Genomic DNA, 21,175 nt, shown 5'->3' with positions numbered 1-21,175 from the left:
CTCAGCCCGAACGAGTACGAGACCGCCTGGCACAGCCGCCAGACCGAGCCAGCCGAGCCACCAATCGCCACCCCTGCGCCAGCCGGCAGCAGGTAACCACCGCTCCATCAAAGCGGGGGGAACTCAGCGGCGCAGCAACGTCTCCCCCCGGCGGGCGTTCCGTCGGAAAGTCTGCACGTCGCCGCAACCTTTCAGCGCGCGCTTGATTCGGCCCGGCGGATGTCCCGGCAACGGGTGGCACACGCTGCCGAGTCGGAGGTGGCGGACGCGGATGATGGAAACAGCGGCCCGAGCCGATCCGCGAGGGACGCGACATGATGCCTTCGGGGACGGCGGTCCGCAGCGCGACCAGTGAGGACGTTGAGGCGCTGTCGGGGGTCGTGATGGATGCGCTGTTGGCCCAACCGACGGCCGCCTGGCTGGTCCCGGATGCAGGTCAGCGTTCCGGTGTTCTGCGCCGCTACGCACGACTTGTGCTGACGCGCGGGTTGGACGAGGGCCAGGTTGCCGCGACCGACGACCACTCCGCTGTAGCGGTTTGGTATTCGCGGTTGGAGCCGCCGGTGCCGGCTGCGTGGTGGGTGTACGACCTGCAACGGATCCTCGGATCGCACGCACCCCGGTTCGCGTTGCTGCACGCCTACGTCGATGCGGTGCTTCCGCATACGCCGCATCACTACCTGGCTCATCTCGCGGCTGGTCCCGGGCAGAGCGGTGCTGCAGGTGCCTTGCTGGCCAGCTATCACCGCAGGCTCGACGCGGAGGGGCTGCCGGCGTACGCGGAGGTCAGCGGTGCCCGGCCGCGAGACAGCGTGTTCGCTCGGCTCGGGTATGAGCCGCGGTCGCCGGTGTTGTTGGAGCCCGGCGGTCCGGCGCTGTGGCGGATGTGGCGGCCTGCTCCTGGCGACCGTCGGTCCGACGGGTTGCCGTGCCGCGTGCGCGCGCATCGCTCCGCTATGCCGCTGCGTCGTCGTGCCGTGCCGGCGTCACCTCGTTCTCCCTGATCGTCCGACCACCCCGTGGTTGAGCACCTGCTGGCGATGACCTCGCTGGCTCACCCTTTCGCGCCCTGCTATCGAAGGAGGCATCCCTCATGCTGTCCGCTCTGACCCGTATACGAGCCTTGGCCCCGCCACGGTGCAACGCCGGACGGTGGCTGCCACCCTGGCCGTCCTCTGCGCGTGTCGATGCCGCCGTGACGGACGCGGGAGACGTGACGTCGGACGAGTTCGCGTGGGGGTATGCGATCCGACGGGAGTGGGCCAATGGTTCTCACGACCTGTTCGGCTTCACCCCCGATGTCGAGACCGCGCAGCGGCGGCTCGACCGTGACCGGAGCTACTGGCGCGGCGGCCCGGTACGTCCGGCGGCGGTGTTTCTCGTCCCAGCGAATGCGGCGGACGTGAGCAGGCATCCGGTGGATGGCTGCCGGCTCTCGTGTTGCCCGGATTTGGTGGAGCGGGGGCAGCGGTGAGCTCGACGCACATGCAGGTGGCGCTCGCCCGACGAACGCTGACTCCTGTCGGGTTGTGGGTGTTCGGGGCGGCGGCGTCGGCGCCGACGGTGGTGCTCGCCGGAGGCATCGTCGCCACCTACGCGACCACGCGGGTGACGGCGCTGCCACTGGTGTTCGTGCTCGTCGCGGCGGTGGTGGCGTTGCTGGCGGTGGGGTATACGGCGATGGCCCGGCAGGTGGGACACCCGGCGGCCTACTACGGCATCCTCGCCAACAGCCTCGGGCGCGGCTGGGGTGTCGCCGCCGGCCTGGTCGCCCTGGTTGCCTACAACGCTATTCAGATCAGTCTGTACGGGTTGGTCGGGGCGACGCTGGCCGGGCAACTCGGTGGGGCCTGGTGGGTGTGGGCGGGCCTCGCCCTGGCCGTGATCGGGGCCTTCGGTACGCGGGCGATCGTGCTATCCACCCGGGTCCTGGTGGCCGTGCTGGCGGTGTCGCTGCTGATCGTCGCCGCGTTCGTCCTTGCAGGTGTGGGGCAGCCGGCTGACAGCGGGCTGTCGTGGGCGGGCTTCGACGCCTTGGGGCTGGCGGTCAGCGGCGTCGGCGGCGCGGTGGCCTTCTGCGTGGCGGCGTTGATGGGCGTTGACGCCCCGGGATCGATGGTCGAGGAGGCCGTCGACCGCCGGTCGGTAGGCCGGGCCACGATCGGCGCGGTGGTCGTCCTCGGCGGCGTGTACGCCCTCGCGGCGTGGGCGATGGGCGTGGCGGTCGGCCCCGACGCCGTCGGCGAGGTGGCTGCCAACCCGGCGGCAGGGCTGCCGTTCTCGATCCTGGAACGCCTCGGCGGTGGGTGGGTGGTGCTCGCGGAGCTGGTCCTGATCCTCGCGATCCTCACCTCGAAGCTGGTCTTCCACAACGTTGTCGCCCGGTATGTGTTCGCCCTGGCGCGCGAAGGCGTCCTGCCCGCCGCTCTCGCGCGCACCGGCAGCACGGCCCGGGTCAGCGCGCCGCGCGGCGGCTCGTTGACGCAGACAGCCATCGCCTCGGTGGTGGTGGGCGCGTTCGCGCTAGCTGGCGCTGAGCCGATCGCGGTGATGTTCACGTGGCTGTCGACGCTGGGGGCGATGGGCCTGCTGTGCCTGCTGCTGGCCGCCTCTGTCGCGGCGATGGTGGCACCGGCGAGCGTGCGCGGCCCACAGGCCGGCGCGTGGGAGTGGCGGCTCGCACCCGCGTTGGGGGTGCTGGGCGGGCTGGTGCTGCTGGGACTGATGGTCGGCAACGCCGGCTCCCTGCTCGGTGCCGCGCCGGGTTCGCTGTATCCGTTCCTGCTGCCCACGATCCTCGCCGCCACCGCCGTCCTCGGCGGGGTGTGGGCGGGGCATCTGCGGCAGTCCCGTCCGGACGTCTACGCCGGTATCGGCCGTGGCACCCCGAGCACGCACGCCGTTCCCGACGCGATCAGCGTCTCGATCTGACAAGGGGGCGACGATGATGACCCACGCGGCCACACCGCCTCCAGGCAGGCACTACAGCGTCGAGCAAGCCGAAGCCGGATGGCGACCGGAGCACCCGCAGACGGCACCGCCCGCCGTGCCGATGGAACACCCGGCGTACGGGTTAGGGCCTGCCGCTCACCCGCCGGGGCCTACCGCCCCCGCGCCGGGGCCCGGCTACGGGACGGCGCGGATGCCGGCCGACTACTCGCGAACGCCGGAGACCATGCTTCCCCCGCCCCCGTCCGCGCAGCCCATGCACCCGACCGTGTCGGCTCCGCCGTACGAGCACGTGCCTGTCGATGACAGGGTGCCGCCGGAGGTCCGCCGCTGGGCCGACCTGCGCAAGCAGGTCGCGTACCGGTGCAAGCGGATCAACACCGGTCACATGGTCGAGGCGGATCAACGGTTCGGTGGGCGTGAGGCGCTCGGCCCGCACGGGGTGGTGTTGTTCTTCGTCTCCGACGCGCCGGGCGAGCCCCACGGCTACCGGCTGCACACCGCCTACCGGCTGTGGCTGGCCTCCCCAGACGCGGACGACCTCCCGAGGTTGCTGGCGGACCTCGACGGCGTAGCCCGGGACAACATCACCCGCGCAGCCTCCGCGCGGCGCCGCTGGCATCCCCTCGGCCCCGAGGGCTCGATGGTCAACGGCGGGGACATGAGCCTGCCCGAGCACGCGACCTACGTCGGTGCCGGGGTCAGCACCCTCGACTCCGACCAGGGCCGCTGGTACCAGCTCGCCCACACCCTGCGAGACCTACCCGCCACCGGACACCGCCTGTCGGTCTTCGACCTCAAAGGTCAGGCGTACGTGCTGCTGACCGACGGCACCGCCCTGCACATCGACCGCGACCCGCACGCGTGCCTGGGCGTGGACGGCATCCGCTGCAACCGCACCCTCGACCCGGACCGCGTCACCTACTACAACCGGCACGAGAACCTCACCGAGGACGGCGACGACGCCACCCGAGCGGTGTGGCGGCACCTCGGCGCGCTGCACCACACCCTCACCGCGCACCTTCACGGGCTGCCGGCGTGACCCACACTCTGAACCTCCCTGACGCCGCGGACCTGAGCCGCGCGCAGATCGACATCACGGCCGTTCTCGATCACCTCGTACGCGAGGCCGACGCCGCGGCGGCCACGAGCATCGGATTCCCCGGCGCCGTGGACCTCGACCACACCGAGGTCATGACCCGCCTCGGCGGCAGGCTGTGGAACAACATCGGCGACCCCACCGACACCGGCGGCGTGGCCCACACGCGGGCCCTGGAACGCGCGGTGATCACCTGGGTCGCTGACCTGCTCGCCATGCCCGCCGACGACCGGTGGGGCTACGTGAGCAGCGGCGGCACGGAAGGCAACCTGTCCGCCCTGCACGCCGCGCACCGGCGTGACCCCACCGCCCGCATCTACTACTCGACCGCCGCCCACTACTCCGTACCGAAGGTGGTGCGCCTGCTCGGAGCCCGAGGCGTTTCCGTTCACGCGCAGCCCGACGGGGAGATGGACTACACGCACCTCGCCGCACAGCTACGCAGGCGGCGTCGCTGGCCCGCCATCGTCGTGGCGACCGCCGGCACCACCATGACCGAGGCGGTCGATGACACCGGCCGCATCCGCGCGGTCCTCGACGAGCACCACGCGGGCGGGCACCTGCACGTCGACGCCGCCCTGTCCGGTATCCCCCTGGCCCTCGACGGGCGGCTGCGCCTCGATGACGCCAGCGGCATCAGCAGCATTGCGGTATCGGGTCACAAGTTCTTCGGCGTTCCCACCCCGTGCGGGATCGTGCTCATCCGCGACCACCTGCGCATTCACGGTAGCCGTGTCGCCTACACCGCCATGGCGGACACCACCATTACCGGTTCTCGGTGCGGGCTGGCTGCCGCGCTGTTGTGGCACGCCATCGCCACCCACGGCCGCGAAGGGCACCGGTGGCGGGCCACCGCAGCCCGCCGCCTCGCCGCCTACACCACCGACCGGCTCAACGCCGCCGGCTGGCCCGCCTGGCGACACCCGCACGCCTTCACCGTCGTCCTACCCACCCCACCCGGGCAGGTACGCAGGAAGTGGCTGTTGGCCACCGACGGCGACACCAGCCACCTCATCTGCATGCCCGGCATCACCCGAGGACAGATCGACGCCTTCGTCGCCGACCTCGCCGCCGCCCCCGCACCGCCACCGATCCCGCGACCCCGGCCCGCGACGCCAACACCCACCAGCGTCCCCGCGCACTGACCCGTCCCGCTTCGGCACCGGCCCCGACTAACGAAGGGCACCCACCATGACCACCGGCTACGTCTTCCATCCCGAGTACCTGTGGCACGACACCGGCACCAGCGCCGGCCTGCTGCCCGCCAACCCGGCCGCCGGTATCCCACCCGCCGCGCACATCGAGAATCCCGAGGCCAAACGGCGGGTCCACGAGCTGATCCACGCCTCGGGGCTGCTCGGCGAGCTGATGAGCATCGAGCCTCGCAGGGCCACCGTCGCGGAACTGCTGCGCGTGCACACCGAGGCGCACGTGCAGCACATCAAGGCCCAAAGCGATCTACGCGCCGGAGGCGACGCCGGAGACGGATTCTCCCCGGTCGGGCACGGCAGCTACGACATCGCCCGCCTCGCCGCAGGCGGGCTCATCGAACTCGTCACCGCCGCCGTCCACGGCGACATCACCAACGGCTACGCCCTGCTACGCCCGCCCGGACACCACGCCACCGCCGAGGCCGGAATGGGCTTCTGCCTGTTCAACTCCATCGCCGTCGCCGCCCGCCACGCCCAAGCCGAACTCGGACTGGCCCGCATCGCGGTCGTGGACTTCGACGCCCACCACGGCAACGGCACCCAATCGATCTTCTACGACGACCCGAGCGTGCTCACCATCAGCCTGCACCAAGCCGGGTGCTTCCCACCCGACTCCGGCTGGACCCACGAAAACGGCACCGGCTACGGAACCGGCTACGCCCTCAACGTGCCCCTACCGCCCGGCAGCGGCCACGCCGCCTACCTGTCCGCGATGCACCAGGTGGTCCTGCCGGTGCTGGACCGCTTCGCACCGGACCTGATCCTGCTCGCGGCGGGCTTCGACGCCAACGTATGGGACCCCCTGGCGCGGCAAATGCTCACCGCCGCCTCCTACCGCGAAATGACCCGGCTGCTCATCGACGCGGCCGACCGGCTCTGCCACGGCCGGCTCATCGCCGCCCACGAAGGCGGATACAACCCCTGGTACGTCCCCTACTGCGCCCTCGCGTTCCTCGAAGAACTCGCCGGCACCACCACCCACGTCACCGACCCGCTCGCCGCCGTCGTCGCCGGCTACGCCGCCGAGCCCCTCACACCCCAGCAGCAGGCCGCAATCAGCGAGGCCGCGCAGCTCGTATCACGCCTCGGCACGCCCGTCACGGCGAGTTGACGCCAGGTAGGACGTCATGAATTCCGTACCCCATAGCAGCCAGAGTCGTTCACGTCAGGGTGTCGCCGCCGCGCCTGGTGCCCAGCCCGGCGACGTACACACGCGCACGACGGCGGCTCGGACACCCGCCGTGGCGGGCAGCCGGCGGACAAGCCGCAGCGTCGTGGCTGTCCTTGCCGCAGCCCTCGCCGTAGGCTGTGTGCCCCCACCGGCTCGCGGACAGTTCCCGCTACTGGCCTCACCGCCACACGGCTGCGGCGTGCCGATGCCGAAGGGCTACCTCGTCGGGATCACCCGCACTCCACCGCCGACGAGGCTGCGGTCCGGCCAGCCAGCCCGCCCGGTCCTGCTCGACCTCGCAGCCCGGATCACCCCGGATACCTGCGATGCGGTCGAGGGCACCTACGACGTGGTGTACCACCGTGCCTGGTTCAACAGCGGCGGTGAACCGAGCATGCGCGACGTCGTGCGCTGGTACGCCGACGACAACTCCGGCGCGGAACTGGCACAGCGGTACCCACCCCTGACCCGTCACCCCAACCTTCGCCGCGACTTCTGGCCGTCCGGATGGCTCCACGACAAGAACCTCTTCCGGGCCTACCACAGCACCGACTGGCTCCTAGCGCAGGCACACCTGCAGACCTCCCGGCGTAGCGAGAACGCGGCGCTCATGGACGGTCTAGCCACGCTGAACACCTGGCACAACCCTGGCCCGCTGCGACGCGGCCTTACCGCGTGGGTCCTCGCCGACACCGCCGGCCTGACCGCGCATCCCGACACGCTCGACCACGCCGGTCGCTCCGGCATCGGCATCCGCACGATCAGCGGTGACGGCCGGGAGCGGTACCTGCTCATTCTGCACCCGAGCACCGGCGCTGTCCTGGCCTACGAGCACGCTCGCCTGACGTCCGCCGGCTGGCGGACACGCTCCTACCTGCTCCTGCTCACCCGCACCTACTCCCCGGGCCGATGGTGGGAGCCGCCGCCCGTCGACCCCACCGCACCCCCGCCGCCACCACTGGACCGGCGCGAGATGCCCCGCGCATCCCCGGTAGTGCTCACCCTCGCCTACACGCCCTGCGAATCGGATCGACAAGGAGCATCGGGATGACGACAACCCACAACGGCCGGCTGCGTCCGCCACAACTGCTCGAACTGCTCGACCCAACCATCCGCCACGAACTGGACCGCCTCGAGATCCGGCCCGGCCACCGCATCCTGGAAATCGGCGCCGGCACCGGCGAGATCACCGCCCTCCTGGCCCGCCTCGTCGGGCCAAGCGGCAGGGTCACCGCGGTCGACAAAGACACCAGCTATCTCGCTCCGACCGCCGTCATCGACGTCTACCAGCGCAACCTCGACGGTGACGAGCTGCCCGGCGAAGCCGACACCTTCGACCTCGCCGTCGCGCGGTGGCTACACGGCGCCCTGCCCGACTCCAACGCCGTGATTCGACAGATGATCGACCGGCTGCGTCCCGACGGCTGGCTTATCTTGGCTGACCTTCCTTTCACTCCCTCTCGGGTTTTCCGCCGCCCGCACCGCGAGGACGCCGACCTGATTCAGCATCTCGTGACGAGGATCTACGGGCTCGTCACCGATCCGGGCGGACGCGCCACCTGGCCGAACGACGTTCCCGAGCTGCTCGTCGCCAACGGCATGAAGACCGTGTGCACCCACCGAAGCATCGAGACCTGGGCCGGCGGCGGTCCCGGCTGCCGAATCCTCGCCGACGCGGCCGAACACCTCCGGCCCCTGCTGATCCAGCCCGAACTCAGCCACGCCGATCTCGGCCGATTCATCGACCTCATGGCCGACCCCGGCGTGCTCCTCGGCTCGTACGAACGCCGCGCCGTGCACGCCCACAAGGGGACCTGAACCAATGAGGCCCGCCGCGCCGGCGAGGCGAGCCGCTGAGCCACTTCAGCCTCCCCACCCGCCGAGCGCTGAGCCTCCAAATGGCCAGGGCTGTAGGAGACCCGAAATCCATCAGCCCTCACCCGTAGTCGCCGCGAGGCGGCTACCTGACCGGCCGCCGTGACCGGGGTGTCCACGGGATGGTCGGTCACGGGCCGGCGGCAGCGGGCACCCCCGTCCCCCTGCCGCCGGCCCACCCGGACCCGATAGCACCGCTGGCCGCACCGTCGATGCTGTCCTGGCCGTTGCCAGCGGAAAACAGTGTTCCGACCCGACCCGACCGACCCGCTTCGAGGAAGAGGAAGTAGCGAGTGAGCCAGACAGCCGACACAGGATTCGCCGCCGACCGCGCCGCCGAGCTGCGCGCGGCTCTCGTGGGCGACCTGCGCGCCCAGGGGAAAATCACCTCGGAGGTGGTGGAAGCGGCGGTGCGCCGGGTGCCGCGCGAGCGGTTCATGCCCTCCGACACCGACCTCGACGTCGCCTACGGCTTCGACAACTCCGTGGTGACCAAGCGCGACGAGCACGGTGTGGCGATCTCGTCGGTGTCCGCGGCCTACATTCAGGCGCGGATGCTGGAGCAGGCCGACCTCGCGGCGGGCATGACGGTGTTGGAGGTCGGCTCTGGTGGGCTGAACGCCGCGTACCTCGCTGAGATCGTCGGGCCGCAGGGTCGGGTGGTCAGCGTGGACATCGATCCGGAGGTCACCGACCGGGCCGCGACCTTGCTGGAAGAAAACGGCTACGGCAGCCGAGTGCGGGTCCTCGTCGCCGATGCCGAGCACGGCGTGCCCGGTGAGGGACCGTTCGACGCGATCATCGTCACCGTCGGGGCGTGGGATATCGCCCCCGCCCTGCTCGACCAGCTCCGTGAGGGCGGCGTCATCGTCCTGCCGCTGATCATGAACGCGGTGACGAGGACGATCGGGTTCCGCCGCGACGGCGATCACCTCATCAGCGCGTCGGTGGAGGTTGCTGGGTTCGTACCGATGCAGGGTGCCGGCGCGCGCCCGGACCGGGTGTTCCTCCTGCCCGACGCGAACGGCCGGCACGTCCGGCTGTTGTTCGACTCCGATGTGCCTGACCGGCTGGACCGGCTCGATGGCGTCCTCGCCATGGAGCGCACCGAGCTGTGGTCCGGTGTGACGATCGGCAACGGGGTGTCGTTCGCCGATCTGCACCTGTGGTTCGCGTGGTTCCTGCCCGGGTTCTGCCGGGTCGCGGCCGACGAGGGAACCGACCTGGCCGCCGAACGCCGTTGGTTTCCCTTCGGTGTCGTGCACGGCGCGGGCTTCGCCTACCTGGCGGTGCGACCCGCGACCGAGGGGGAGGGGTTCGAGTTCGGGGCCCGCGCCTTCGGCCCCGACGGCGAGCGAGCCGCCGCCGCGATGGTCGAGCAGATCCGGGCCTGGGATCGCGACGGGCGCCACGTCGAGCCCCGCTTCGGCTACTGGCCCTCCGACAGCGACCACACGCGTATCCCCGCCGACGCCGCGGTCATGGACAAGACGCACGGCGTTATCTCGATCTCCTGGTCCTGACGACCAGGTGGCACCACACAACCCCTGTAGGGAAGGAGAGTGATGTCGATGGCTCCGCCGACTGCGGTCCTCGACGCCCCGCCGATCGACGCCGAGGTCGTCACCGACGACGACTTCGTGCTCGACATGCGGGTGATCGAGGCGACCACGCCGCTGGTGATCATGGCCTGCAGCACGAGCGACGGCTGCGGCAGCACCTGCAACACCAGCGCCTGCGCCACCTCGTCGTACGACCCGGCCTGACCACCAGGCCCCCGCAACACCTCTGTGCCGCCGGAGCCCGTGCTTCGCGGGCTCCGGCGGCCATCCCCCCTTCCCTGCGGCAGGAGGCGTCGAATGCTGCCCCAGCGCACCTTTGAACCGGTCGGCCCGGCGTTGGTCCGGGCCAGCACCGATCCCGGCAACCTCGGTCCCGAACCCGGGCCGGACCTCATCGGCCCTGCGGCGAGCACCGAGGCCGGTCTCGCCTGGCTGGCCGGCCAGTGGAGCCGACCTGACGTCCGGGACGCCATCTCGATAGCCAGCCCGCACCTGGCCCGCCGCGTCGACCAGCTCCTCGCCGCCGACGCGTCCGGCACGACGGCCGCCGCCGTGCGTCGGGCGGTCCTCGCTACCTGCGGCTACCTGCTGCGCTGGCAGCGACGGACAACACCATTCGGGCTGTTCGCCGCCGTCACGACCGCCACCGTCGGCCCGGCCTCCGCGACGTTCGGAGACAAGCATCGTGCGGTGGCACGGGTAGACGGCGAATGGCTCACGTGCGTTGTTGACCGCTTGGAGGCGCATCACGCTCTGCGGCGGCGGCTGTTCGTGGTGGCCGACAGCGCCGCCGTGGTGCGCGATGGCCGCGTCATCGTCGCCGCCTGGCCGCCGGTGGGGCAGCGGACGCCGGGAATGCTGCGTGAGACGTCCACCAGGAACACGGCAGCGGTAAGGCTGGCCCTGCAAGTCGCTGCGTGGCCGATTCGGTTCGATCGGCTCCTCGCACAGATCATGCACGAGGTGCCTCATGTGGCGGTCGCCACCGTCGAGGCGATGTTGCACGGCCTGATCGATGGAGGCTTCCTCATCACCAACCTTCGCCCACCCATGACCGCCGTGGACGGCCTGACCCACGTCATTGACGCCTTGCACAGCGCCGAGGCGGCCGAGCTGCCCCAGGTGACGGCCAGTCTCGACCAGCTCTGCGCGATCCGCCAGGAGCTGGCGCGCCACGATGCGCAGGTGGACGGCTCGGAGGCGATGCTCATCCGAGCTGCGGTAACCGAGCCGATGACCGTGCTGGCGCCGAACGCCGAGCACCAGCTCGCCATCGACGTGCGCCTCGACGCACAGATCAGCCTCCCGCCGCCGGTGCTGGCCGAAGCGGCGCTCGCCGTCGACCTGCTGCTGCGCCTGAGCACTCAGCCCTTCGGATCGGTGGCGTGGCTGGACTACCACGCCCGCTTCCGCGACCGTTACGGCCCCGGCGCGCTGGTACCCGTGCGTGACCTGCTCGCCGACTCCGGCCTCGGCTACCCGACCGGCTACCTCGGCGCACCCCGCGCCCGCCCCGCCTGGCGGGTCATCACCGAACGCGACACGCACCTGCAGGCGCTGATTCAGCAGGCGATCCTCGACAACACTGGCGAGATCCACCTCACCGACGCCGACATCGAGGCGCTCACGGTCGGCGATCACCACACCGCCGTCAGGCCGCCCCGAGTCGAGCTGGCCTTCGCCGTTCACGCCACCGCCGCCGACGCCATTGACCGGGGCGAGTTCACGGTGCAGGTCACCGGCGCCCCACGCACCCCGTCAAGCATGGCCGGCAGATTCTCCTACCTCCTCGAACCGACCGAGCAGGAGCAGGTCACTGCCTCGTTCAGTACCCGCGGTCGGGACGCTGACGAGGAATTGGCGGTGCAGGTGTCGTTCCCGCCCCGGCTTCCGCGCAACCAGAACGTCACCCGCGTCGGCCGAATCCTGCCCTTCGTGCTTCCGCTGTCCGAGCAGCCCGACTGGCCGGACATCAGCCTGGACGACGTGGCCGTGACAGCCGACAGCGAACAGATGTACCTCGTCCACCAGCCGACGGGTCGCCGGATCGTCCCGCACATTCCGCACGCCCTCGACACCATCGTGCAAACCCCACCGCTTGCCCGGTTCCTCGCCGAGGTCGCCGACGCCCGCAGCATCGCCTTCGGCCCCCTCGATCACGGCGCAGCCGCCCGCAACCTGCCCTACATCCCCCGCATCCGCTACCGCCGCGTCATCCTTGCCCCGGCGCGCTGGCTGCTGAACGCCGCTGATATACCGCCCCACACGCCACCCGGCGCAGGCGACACCGAGGGCCGGTGGGATGCGGCTCTAACCGAGTGGCGGCGACGCTGGCGCGTGCCCGCCCGCGTGGTGGCCTGCCAGAACGAGCTACAGCTGCCCCTCGACCTGGACAGTCCGCTCGACCGTGCTCTCCTGCGCGCCCGACTGGGCGGCGCCGAACGGCTCGAACTCCGCGAAGACGCCCCCGCAGACGGCTACGGCTGGACCGGAGGCCACCCGGCCGAATTCCTCAGCGCGATGACACCAACCGCGCCGCCGGCCCGACGACTACCGGTCACCGCACCCCCGGGTGACACGCTCCGGCCTGGCACCTCCACCTTCATCCACACGCAGATAGCCGGCAACCCTGCCCGGTTCGACGAGCTACTCACCACACACCTACCCCGGCTGGCTGACCGGCTCGCCGGCCTCGGCCTGCAGCGCTGGTGGATCAGACGGGACCGCGACACCATCCGCGTCGAAGCCGACCAGCGCCTGTCCCTGTTCCTCCGTCTCAACGAACCCGCCGCGCACGCCGCCGCCTGCGCGATCCTGGCCGAGTTCGCCGCCGACCTCGCCCGTCGCGCACTACCCGCCCAACTCATCTTCGCCCCGTACCACCAGCATCCCGCCCGCTACGGCCACGGCCCCGCCCAACATGCCGCCGAAGAGGTCTTCGCTGCCGACACCACCGCCGCCATCGCTCAACTCCGCACCGCCGAGCAGACCGACATACCCGCGCAAGCGCTCGCCGCAGCGTCCATGGCACGCCTGGCTGCCGCCTTCGCCCCCGACCCGGACACCGGATACGGCGCCCTGCTGGCCTGCCTCCAACAAGCCGCGGCACCAGCGGAGCGCACGATCACTGACCTGGCCCGCCGGCTGGCCGACCCCACCACCGACTACCGCAGCGTGCGGGCTCTGCCCGGCGGGGACGCCATTGCCGATGCCTGGCGGGCCCGCGACCACGCCTTGTCGGCCTACTACGAGCGTCTGCTGCCGCAGCGCGACCCCACCACCGTGCTACGGACCCTCCTGCACGAGCACCACGTGCGTGCTGTCGGTGTAGACCCCGACTTCGAGCGCGCCACTAACCATGCCGCGCGAGCGGCGGCGATGCGCTGCCTGGCAGCGGCAGATACCCGATGACCGCCGCCACCGAGCAGCCCGTCACCGCAGCGGATGAAGCCGATGGGCAGTCGCTCGCCACCGGCGGGGTCGGCGTCGCGCTCCTGGCGATCGAGCGAGCGCTCACCGGCACTGGCGACTGGACAGCCGCGCGTCATCTCGTCGCACAGGCCACTGGCGATCGCGTTGACGCTGGTCGCCACGCCGGTCTGTATTACGGGGCGCCGGCCATCCTGTTCATGCTCAACGCCGCCACCGCCGACGGCCGCGACCGGTACACCGCCGCCCGACAACACCTCACCCCGCACGTCCGGCGGCTCGTCCGCGACCGCCTCACCGACGCGGACAATCGCCTCCGACACGGCCAACCCGCCACGTTTAACGAGTACGACCTGTTCTACGGCCTCACCGGGCTCGGCGCACTCCTGCTGCGGGACCTGCCTGACAGCGACGAACTCGGCGACTCGCTGACCTACGTCGTAGGGCTCACCGAGCCCCGCACCGACGACGGACAGCAACTTCCCGGCTGGTGGGTCGACCACGACCCCGATCCGCTCATGCCCACTCCGGGCGGCCACGCCAATTTCGGTATGGCCCACGGCGCCGCCGGCCTGCTGGCCCTGCTCGCCCTCGCCACGCGCAACGGCCGGCAGGTCAAGGGGCAGGAGGAGGCGATTGAGCGCCTGTGCGCCTGGTTCGACCAATGGCAGCAGGACACCACCCACGGACCGTGGTGGCCGCAATGGCTCACCCGCGACGAACTACGCGCCGGCCGGTTCAAACAAGAGGTACCTGGTAGGCCGTCGTGGTGCTACGGCGCGCCCGGCATCGCCCGCGCCCTCCAACTCGCGGCTATCGCCACTAACCAACCCGACCGCCAGGTAGCGGCCGAGACCGCCCTCGCGGCCAGCATGACTGGGCCTCAACTCGACCGGCTCACCGAACTCGGCATCTGTCACGGCCTGGCCGGGCTCTACGCCACCGCGCACCGGGCGGTCCGCGACGCCCGCACAGCCGACATCGCCGCCCAGCTCCCTACGCTCGCTGAACGCCTCAACCAGCGAGGCCCTAGCCCTGATCACCCCGGGCTTCTCACAGGCCAGTCCGGCTGGTCCCTCGCGCTAGAAGCCGCGCGTACGAGCACGCCTCCCCGCACCAGGTGGGACACATGTCTACTGATCGCCTGACCGTCAGCCCGCACCGGATGGCCGCTCTCGTGGAGGCGGTCCTCGCGGGAACTCCGATGGCCACTGCGGCTGCCGGGGCCGACGTCGACGTGGACGACCTCGACGCCGCCGTGCAGACCTACCGCACCGCCGGACTTACCGCTCTGCAACGCCGGCACGACGACACCTGGCAGCAGGCCCTAATCAGGCCGATCGACTGGAACACCGCCGAGGCCGTGTTCCGGTCGAGCCTCGCCCCGCACCTCGATCGACTTGGTGGCGGGCAGGCCGGCTGGTGGTTCCTGCGCAAACATCCGTACTGGCGGTTCCGGATCCGCGCCGCTCACCACGGAGCCGTTCGCGCATTGCTCGATGACCTCACCGCCGACGGTGTGACCGCGGGGTGGAAGCCAGGGATCTACGAACCCGAAACCGCCGCGTTCGGCGGAGACACCAGCACGGCCATCGTGCATGAGCTGTTCTGCGCCGACAGCCGAGCCGTCCTCAACTACACCCGACACCACGCGCCACTGATCGGCCGCCGCGAGCTGTCAGTGCTGCTCATCCGAACCCTGCAGCACCACGCGGGACTCGACTGGTACGAGGCGGCGGACATGTTCGACCAGGTAGCCCAGATGCGACCCGTCCCCGCAGCCGCCGACGCGACCCGCATCGACCGACTCGCCGCGCAGATGCGGCCCCTCCTCGCGCTTCCGGCGAACGCGCGCACGGCGATGTTCACTCCCGGCGGACCTCTCAGTGACGCCAGCGGCTGGCAGGCGGCCTTCGCCGCAGCGGGCCAACAGCTCGCCGACGCGACCCACGCCGGACGTCTCCGCCGAGGCATCCGCGCCGTCCTGGCCCAGATCGTGATCTTTCACTGGAACCGGCTCGACCTACCAGCCCACGCACAAGGAATCCTCGCCCACGCCGCGACCGCCGCCATCCTGCCCAGGAGTTGAACCATGTACCACGCCAGCGTCGCCGCCGCCCTGCGCTACTTCCCGCTCCTCGGTCGCCCGCGCCCCGACTGTCCGGCCTTGCCGCTGCGCATCAAGGAAATCGCCGACGCGGCCGACACCGCAGTCCAGAAGCGCGAGCACGGGATGCCCGACGCGGCACACGCCCTCAACAAGGCGGCCCTCATCGCCAGCGACGCCGGCATGCCTGACCTAGCCAGGAAGCTGTGCTGGCAACACATCAACGCCTACCGCCGCACGGCCCGGCCGCTCTCGATCCTCGAAGCCCGGTACATGCTCGAACCGGTCCTTAACCTTGCCCGCCTCCAGATCCGCGCTGACCACGGTGTGCCAGCACTGCGCCTCCTCGAAGCCATGTACGACGCCGTCACCCACCGCACCGCTCTCATCCTGGATAAACACGCCCTGCCCACCGCCACCCTCGACGGCGACGCTGGAGAACGCCGCAAGCTGCGCGAGTGGGTCTGGCTGCAACTGCTCGGCGAAGGCATCCGCATCCTCGCCCTGAGCAACCGTTGGGCCGGCGCTGCCGAGCACGCTCGCAAGCACAACGGCATCGGCGGCCACCTGATGGAAGGACGACAAGCAGCCGTCATCGCCGCCTGCATCCAGGGCAAACCCGATCAAGGACGCAAAATCCTCGGCAGCAGCACACTCACCCAGCTATGGGAGCACCAGGTCGCCACCTGCCTCAACGTGATCTGTATAGGACCGGCAGACGCAAACGCCACTCACCACCTCACGGTCGCCACCGAACAACTCGCGGCGCCTATATCTGCGCCCAACTACGCGTCCTACCGCACACGACTCGGACTCGCCACCGCGATCCTCGCCACGCCTACTCGGCCCAAACTCGCGGCAGAAATCCTCTACCAGACCGCCCAGCAGGCCATCGACATTGCCGACGGCTACGCCGCTCGGGACGTTCTCAGCTTCTGCGGACCCATAGGTGGCACCACGCCCGACCAGTGTGCCGATCTGCGTCGCATCACCGTCGGCGCGGGCCTTGCCCCAGGAGGGCTGCCGGAAACGGCCGTGCAGGAAATCTCCAGATCAGCAGCGCTGGCCGAGGCAGTTGTGGCAAAGGCGCTTCATCGAGCGGACAGCGGTCGCGCCTCACCGGAAAACCATCAGCGATAGCGCCAGGAGCCTGAAGCCTCGTGGCGGGGTTTCCAATGAGGTCGCCGGCGCGGGCGACGACCTGCCACCGGGTGTGGCGTACCAGCCATACGTCGCGGCGGGCGAGCCGTCCACAGCTGCTGTGCCACCAACTCCGCACCACCTTCACAGCCGCGTCGAATGTATGTTCGATTAGGCGTGGGGCGGGTAGGTTGACGGATCGCGGCTTCATCGACTGCCCTGCGGCAAGAGCCGCCTGTCGCCCCGCACCAGGGCTAGGCGGCGGTGTCGTCGCGGGGGATGAGGTCGGCGACGGCGTCGGCGCTTCCGCGTTCGAGTTCGAGGATGACGCTGGTGTAGGTGTCGGAGGTCAAGCCGATGGTGGAGTGGCCGAGGGTTTCCTGGACCTCCTTCATGTCGGCGCCGCCGTGGCGTAGGTAGGTGGCGGCGCAGTGGCGTAGGTCGTGCAGCCGCACGGGCGGCAGCTTCGCCTTGGCAACCAGGTGGTCAAACCGGTCGCTGATGGTCTGTGGGTGCCACGGCTTGCCGTCGGGGCGGACGAAGAACAGGCCGGTGTCTGGCCAGTCGTCACCGCTGACACTCTTCCACCGGCGGCGCATGTCGAGGTAGGTCCGCAGGACGGCGATGGTTTTCGGGCCGAGGGGCACCATGCGGTCACCGGCGTCGCTCTTGACGGGTCGCGTGATGGGTGTGTAGCCGACGGTGGTGATCTGTTCGACGACGGTGAGGTAGCCGGCGTCGAGGTCGACGTCGTGGTCGCGCAGGCCGCACGCCTCCCCGCGGCGCAGACCGCGGTGCAGGATGAGCAGGAACATCGCGTAGAGGACGATGTCGTGTCGTTCGGTGTAGTCGAGGAACCGCCCGGCCTGTGCGGGCATCCACACCATCACCGGGCTCGGCCGTTTGCCCGTGGCATGCCAGTGCTCGACCGCCTTGACAGTCCACACCCGCGCCTTGGGTCGCTTGGCCGTGGGTAGTTCGACGCCGAGGGCGGGGTTGGTGGGGATCAGCTTGGCCCGGACGACGGCATCGTTGAGGGCTTTGCGCAGGGTGGCGTAGAGCCGCTGGATGCTGGAGGCTTCCATCGGCCGGACGCCTTTGACGCGCGCGCGTACGTCGGGGTCGGTGCTGGCGCGGGCGGCGCGGATGGCGTCCTGCTGGCGACCGATCGCGGTGAACATGGCCTCGATGTGGGCGGTGCGCAAGCTCTGGATGGGGATCTTGCCGAGGTGGGGGACCAGGTACAGGCGGATGTGGTCGGAGTAGCCGCGCACGGTCTTTTCCGCCAACCCGCGTCGTCCTTCCAGCCAGGCGGTCAGGTATTCGCCGGTGGTGGTGGGAACGGAGGCGGGCACGCCGGCGCGGATGCGGGCGGCGACCGCGTCGCGGTCGGGCAGCGGCGTGCCGGGCCGGCAGGCGTGCAGCAGGTCCCCGACCTCGATGGCGAGGTCGGCCTCGCCGCCGGCGAGGTCGAGTAGCGCGCGGGCGTGGCGCAGTTCGGCGGTGGCGGTGTCGCGGCTGTCGAAGCCGGAGCGACGCAGTTGCCGGCGCGGCTGCGTGGGCCGGACGGGCAGTTCGAGTTGGTAGCCCCACGCGCCGTGGGTGGGGTGCCAGCCGCCGCCGGGGCGGCGTAGTTTCGGGCACTGGCTGCCGAGCCGTTTGCCGGTGTCGGGGTCGGTGCAGGTGCAGCGCTTGGTGAGGGCCCCTTCGGGGTTACGGGCGCGGGTCACGGTTCCTTCTTTCCGTCGCCGCCGGTGTGCGGCGGGTCGATGCTGCTGATTTCGTCGTGGTGATCGACGCTTCGCATCCCGCTCGGGGTCAAGTCGCCGGGCGACGGCGGCAGGCCCAGGGCGGTGAGGATGCCGGCGACGGGCACCTTGTAGCGGGCGCCGACCCGCAGGACCGGCGCTGGGAATTCGCCGGTGCGGGCGAGGTCGTAGGACAGGGCTCGTCCCAGGCCGAAGACACGACCGGCGGTGGGCAGGTCGGTGATCGCGCCGAGTGCGCGGATGCGCTCTTCGGTCCACACTCCGCCACCGCTGGCGGGGGTGCTGGGCGCTTCTGGGGGACCGATGTCGTGGCTGGTCACGGTGATTACTCCGAATCGTCGAAAGGGGAGAGGGAAGTGGAGTCAGGTCGGACAGGTGTGGGCCTCGCTTGTGGCGGACCATCACGCGCCACCACACGTACTGCCGCGGGGCAGTACGTGTGATGGCGTCCTTGCTCAGGGTTGGTAGGTTGCGCTCGTGAGTCACGTTCGGGCGGCGCTCTACCTCGACTTCGATAACGTGTTCAGCGGCCTCTACAAGTTGGATCCGGACGTGGCAGTTCACTTCGCCGAGGATCCGGCGGGATGGCTGCGCAGGCTGGCGACGACGGCCACGACGGATGGCGCGCGGCGCTGGCTGGTCCTGCGCTGCTACCTCAATCCCGCAGGCTGGGTGTACCGCCCAGACCCGGGCGGGGAGCAGACGCGGTTGTACTTCTCGAAGTTTCGGCCCTCGTTCGTTCGAGCCGGCTTCGACGTGATCGACTGCCCTCGCTACAGCAGCACAAAGAACGCGGCCGACATCAGGATCGTCGTCGACGCCGTCGACGCGCTGTCCGCCGACACCCGGTACGACGAGTTCGTGATCGCCTCTGGCGACTCCGACATGACCCCTCTGCTGCAACGCCTGCGCCGCTCCGACCGGCGAACGATGATCGTGTCACCGGCCGACGCGGCTGAGGCCTTCACCGCGATCGCCGACCAGGTTCTCGACAGCCAGCAACTGCTGGCACTGGTGCAGGGCGAGTCGGTCGACCTCGACGACGAGCCCGACAGTGAGGTGGAGGAGGGGTTCGACGAACATGTGGCCGCTGTCGACGGTGACATTCCTGCCTCTGGTCAGAGCGAGGCCTACGAGGCCTTCCGGTCAATCGTGACCCAGGAGTACACCGCAGCGACCGAGCCGTTGAACATGGCTTCGCTCGCTTCCCGGCTGCGGACGCAGCTCGGTCCGTCGGTCAGCGACAGCAACTGGTTCGGCTTTGGCAGCTTCGCCCGAGCCGTGGCGAGCCTGACGTTGCCGGACCTGCGGATGTCGCAGCACCTGCTCTGGGACACCAGCCGCCATCCGGCTCCGAAGGCCGTCACCGCGACGCCACCACGCGTCGCCCTGCCGGATCCCGTCGAGCGCCTGGGCGACCAGCTCGATCTGCCGCGGATGCCGCAACCCTGGTGGCCGGCGATCTACCGGACACTCGCGGAGTACGCCCAGTCTCAGCGGTTCAACTGGACCCAGTGCACCAGCTGGGCTCGTGACCACCTTCGTGAGCAGGGGCTGCCGGTCAGCCGCAACGCCGTCGGGTTCGTCGTGCGGGGCACGTCGTTCGGCGGTTGCCCGTTGCACCGCCAACCTCCACCGACAGCCGACGAGATCGCAGTAGCGTTCGTCGGCAACGTTCTCAGCCGCGCCGACGCAGCGGAGATCACGTTCTCCGACGATGAGGTCGCGACGGTCCACGCCTGGCTGGGCGCACCATCTGCCAACAGCACCGAGCAGGTAGGCCGGACGGAGAATCCGTCGTAGTGCGTTCCACCTGCGGCGACCGCTGGTCACGCGCGCACCTCCCACCGACGGGGGCACAGCAATAGCCGCAACGCTGCGGCAGCCTGTTGGGGGACGACGCCGTTGCCGAGAACCCGTAGTGCGGCGGTGCGCGGCAGCCCGAGAGTTGGGTCGGTGACCCAGTGCTCGTCGAGGCCCATGAGCCATTCCACGAACGGCGGCGCCAGGACCGGTTTGCCGTGCCGCCCCGGTTGGGTCGGCTCCGGCACGGGCCGTCCGAGCTGCAGCTCCCACCGGGCCACCGCCGCGGCGTACACCCCCCACCGGTCGGCGTCGGGCTGGCCCAGCCCGGCCACGGTGGTGCGCAGGTCCGCGCCACCGTCACCGTGCTTACCCGGCCCGTGTGCGTCGGAGGCGCGCGGAGTAGGCAGCGTCCGGACCGGAACTTGCACGGCTGCCGACGGCAGGGTGAGGTCGCCGTGCGACCCGCGTTGCCCGGGGCAGCCCTTGGTGCCGTCGGTTGCCCTGGGGGTGGGCAGCAGTACCTGCGACAGCGGCGGTCGCCATCCGACGCCGGCCCGTCGGCCCGGGGTGCCGGTGTCGCTGGCTCTCGGCGTCGGCAGCAGCCGCGCCGCGTCGCTCGGCGCCCGGCCCGCGCGCCCGGTGGGCGTGGTGCGTCCGGCGGTGGCGATCGCCGAGGACCGGCTGTCGGCCACCGTCGGCGTCGGCAGCAACCGCGAGGCGATGCCGGCCAGGGACGGCCGGCGGGCCGCCCCCGCCGAGGGGGACATGTTCGACCCGTGGGCCACTGCGGTCGGCGTCGGCAGCAGGCTGTGACGGGTGCCGGTCGGCTCGACCAGGTCCGGCAGCCCGTACGGGTGGCCGGGGCCCTTGCCGTCACGGGCGCACGGTGTCGGCAACGTCCGAACCCCCTCCCACTGGCTCGGCGGGAGTGGCCACCTTCTTATCTGGACAATTGCGGTTCCAGCGATTCTGTGAGCGGCTCGTGGAGCCCCTACGTTGTCCAGCGTGCGTGTGACGAAGGTTGTTGATGCCCGGCCCGGGCGGCCGGCGGTCGAGT

At 70.6% G+C, this 21,175-nt stretch carries 18 protein-coding genes; 15 read left to right on the top strand and 3 right to left on the bottom strand.

What is annotated here, in order from left to right; all coding sequences use genetic code 11:
• Positions 1 to 314 precede the first annotated feature (314 nt).
• From ABD52_RS26885 to ABD52_RS26820, 14 genes are all read left to right on the top strand, one after another.
• Positions 315 to 1,004 (top strand): hypothetical protein, encoded by a 690-nt coding sequence (locus tag ABD52_RS26885; protein ID WP_013289231.1) that lies wholly within the window; start codon positions 315 to 317, stop codon positions 1,002 to 1,004.
• 209 nt (positions 1,005 to 1,213) lie between these two features.
• Positions 1,214 to 1,474: a hypothetical protein gene (locus ABD52_RS26880; protein WP_152748329.1), complete on the top strand. Its 261-nt coding sequence runs from the start codon at positions 1,214 to 1,216 to the stop codon at positions 1,472 to 1,474.
• 11 nt (positions 1,475 to 1,485) lie between these two features.
• Entirely contained in the window at positions 1,486 to 2,931 is a 1,446-nt protein-coding gene (locus ABD52_RS26875) for an APC family permease (protein ID WP_013289229.1), read from the top strand.
• Between the two features lie 286 nt (positions 2,932 to 3,217).
• Positions 3,218 to 3,991 (top strand): hypothetical protein, encoded by a 774-nt coding sequence (locus tag ABD52_RS26870; protein ID WP_235437570.1) that lies wholly within the window; start codon positions 3,218 to 3,220, stop codon positions 3,989 to 3,991.
• Positions 3,988 to 5,193, top strand: coding sequence for a histidine decarboxylase (locus ABD52_RS26865; RefSeq protein WP_013289227.1), 1,206 nt, complete (start codon positions 3,988 to 3,990; stop codon positions 5,191 to 5,193). Before ABD52_RS26870 ends, ABD52_RS26865 begins: the two co-directional genes overlap by 4 nt.
• Before the next feature lie 46 nt (positions 5,194 to 5,239).
• Entirely contained in the window at positions 5,240 to 6,370 is a 1,131-nt protein-coding gene (locus ABD52_RS26860) for a class II histone deacetylase (protein ID WP_013289226.1), read from the top strand.
• A gap of 259 nt (positions 6,371 to 6,629) precedes the next feature.
• Complete coding sequence (locus ABD52_RS39875; RefSeq protein ID WP_161801645.1) at positions 6,630 to 7,481, top strand: hypothetical protein; 852 nt, start codon at positions 6,630 to 6,632, stop codon at positions 7,479 to 7,481.
• A complete protein-coding gene (locus ABD52_RS26850; RefSeq protein WP_013289224.1) occupies positions 7,478 to 8,248 on the top strand; it encodes a class I SAM-dependent methyltransferase in 771 nt (256 codons plus the stop codon). Before ABD52_RS39875 ends, ABD52_RS26850 begins: the two co-directional genes overlap by 4 nt.
• A 350-nt stretch (positions 8,249 to 8,598) precedes the next feature.
• Positions 8,599 to 9,828, top strand: a complete 1,230-nt coding sequence (fxlM, locus tag ABD52_RS26845) for a methyltransferase, FxLD system (RefSeq protein WP_013289223.1) — start codon at positions 8,599 to 8,601, stop codon at positions 9,826 to 9,828.
• A 48-nt stretch (positions 9,829 to 9,876) separates the two neighbouring features.
• Positions 9,877 to 10,071 carry an FxLD family lanthipeptide gene (locus tag ABD52_RS26840; RefSeq protein WP_235437568.1) on the top strand — a complete coding sequence of 65 codons (195 nt, stop codon included), beginning with the start codon at positions 9,877 to 9,879 and terminating at the stop codon, positions 10,069 to 10,071.
• Between the two features lie 93 nt (positions 10,072 to 10,164).
• Positions 10,165 to 13,278: a lantibiotic dehydratase gene (locus tag ABD52_RS26835; protein ID WP_013289221.1), complete on the top strand. Its 3,114-nt coding sequence runs from the start codon at positions 10,165 to 10,167 to the stop codon at positions 13,276 to 13,278.
• A complete protein-coding gene (locus ABD52_RS26830) occupies positions 13,275 to 14,444 on the top strand; it encodes a lanthionine synthetase C family protein (protein ID WP_013289220.1) in 1,170 nt (389 codons plus the stop codon). Before ABD52_RS26835 ends, ABD52_RS26830 begins: the two co-directional genes overlap by 4 nt.
• Complete coding sequence (locus tag ABD52_RS26825) at positions 14,426 to 15,385, top strand: thiopeptide-type bacteriocin biosynthesis protein (protein ID WP_013289219.1); 960 nt, start codon at positions 14,426 to 14,428, stop codon at positions 15,383 to 15,385. The genes ABD52_RS26830 and ABD52_RS26825 overlap by 19 nt, the downstream gene beginning before the upstream one ends.
• 3 nt (positions 15,386 to 15,388) lie before the next feature.
• On the top strand, positions 15,389 to 16,543 hold the full coding sequence (locus tag ABD52_RS26820) for a hypothetical protein (RefSeq protein ID WP_013289218.1): 1,155 nt from the start codon (positions 15,389 to 15,391) through the stop codon (positions 16,541 to 16,543).
• Between the two features lie 254 nt (positions 16,544 to 16,797).
• Here ABD52_RS26820 and ABD52_RS26815 read toward each other — a convergent pair whose 3' ends face one another.
• A complete protein-coding gene (locus ABD52_RS26815; RefSeq protein WP_013289217.1) occupies positions 16,798 to 18,273 on the bottom strand; it encodes a site-specific integrase in 1,476 nt (491 codons plus the stop codon).
• Positions 18,270 to 18,632: a hypothetical protein gene (locus tag ABD52_RS26810; RefSeq protein ID WP_013289216.1), complete on the bottom strand. Its 363-nt coding sequence runs from the start codon at positions 18,630 to 18,632 to the stop codon at positions 18,270 to 18,272. The genes ABD52_RS26815 and ABD52_RS26810 overlap by 4 nt, the downstream gene beginning before the upstream one ends.
• A gap of 157 nt (positions 18,633 to 18,789) precedes the next feature.
• On the opposite strand from ABD52_RS26810, the gene ABD52_RS26805 reads away from it, so the two are divergent.
• Positions 18,790 to 20,115, top strand: coding sequence for an NYN domain-containing protein (locus ABD52_RS26805; RefSeq protein ID WP_013289215.1), 1,326 nt, complete (start codon positions 18,790 to 18,792; stop codon positions 20,113 to 20,115).
• A gap of 26 nt (positions 20,116 to 20,141) precedes the next feature.
• Here the strand turns inward: ABD52_RS26805 and ABD52_RS26800 are convergent, their stop codons facing one another.
• Complete coding sequence (locus tag ABD52_RS26800; RefSeq protein WP_013289214.1) at positions 20,142 to 21,014, bottom strand: hypothetical protein; 873 nt, start codon at positions 21,012 to 21,014, stop codon at positions 20,142 to 20,144.
• Positions 21,015 to 21,175 lie beyond the last annotated feature (161 nt).

Origin of the sequence: Micromonospora sp. RV43 (assembly GCF_001029515.1) — a bacterium.
Taxonomy (GTDB): Bacteria; Actinomycetota; Actinomycetes; order Mycobacteriales; family Micromonosporaceae; genus Micromonospora; species Micromonospora aurantiaca.
The sequence above is the reverse complement of the archived record's forward strand: the minus strand, read 5'-3'. Positions and strand labels throughout refer to the sequence as shown.

Bases quoted from the DNA above. Each gene is read 5' to 3' on its own strand.
- ABD52_RS26860 (WP_013289226.1), top strand. From the start codon at position 5,240: ATGACCACCGGCTACGTCTTCCATCCCGAGTACCTGTGGCACGACACC.
- ABD52_RS26885 (WP_013289231.1), top strand. From the start codon at position 315: ATGATGCCTTCGGGGACGGCGGTCCGCAGCGCGACCAGTGAGGACGTT.
- ABD52_RS26825 (WP_013289219.1), top strand. From the start codon at position 14,426: ATGTCTACTGATCGCCTGACCGTCAGCCCGCACCGGATGGCCGCTCTC.
- ABD52_RS26835 (WP_013289221.1), top strand. From the start codon at position 10,165: ATGCTGCCCCAGCGCACCTTTGAACCGGTCGGCCCGGCGTTGGTCCGG.
- ABD52_RS26875 (WP_013289229.1), top strand. From the start codon at position 1,486: ATGCAGGTGGCGCTCGCCCGACGAACGCTGACTCCTGTCGGGTTGTGG.
- ABD52_RS26840 (WP_235437568.1), top strand. From the start codon at position 9,877: ATGGCTCCGCCGACTGCGGTCCTCGACGCCCCGCCGATCGACGCCGAG.
- ABD52_RS26830 (WP_013289220.1), top strand. From the start codon at position 13,275: ATGACCGCCGCCACCGAGCAGCCCGTCACCGCAGCGGATGAAGCCGAT.
- ABD52_RS26850 (WP_013289224.1), top strand. From the start codon at position 7,478: ATGACGACAACCCACAACGGCCGGCTGCGTCCGCCACAACTGCTCGAA.
- ABD52_RS26820 (WP_013289218.1), top strand. From the start codon at position 15,389: ATGTACCACGCCAGCGTCGCCGCCGCCCTGCGCTACTTCCCGCTCCTC.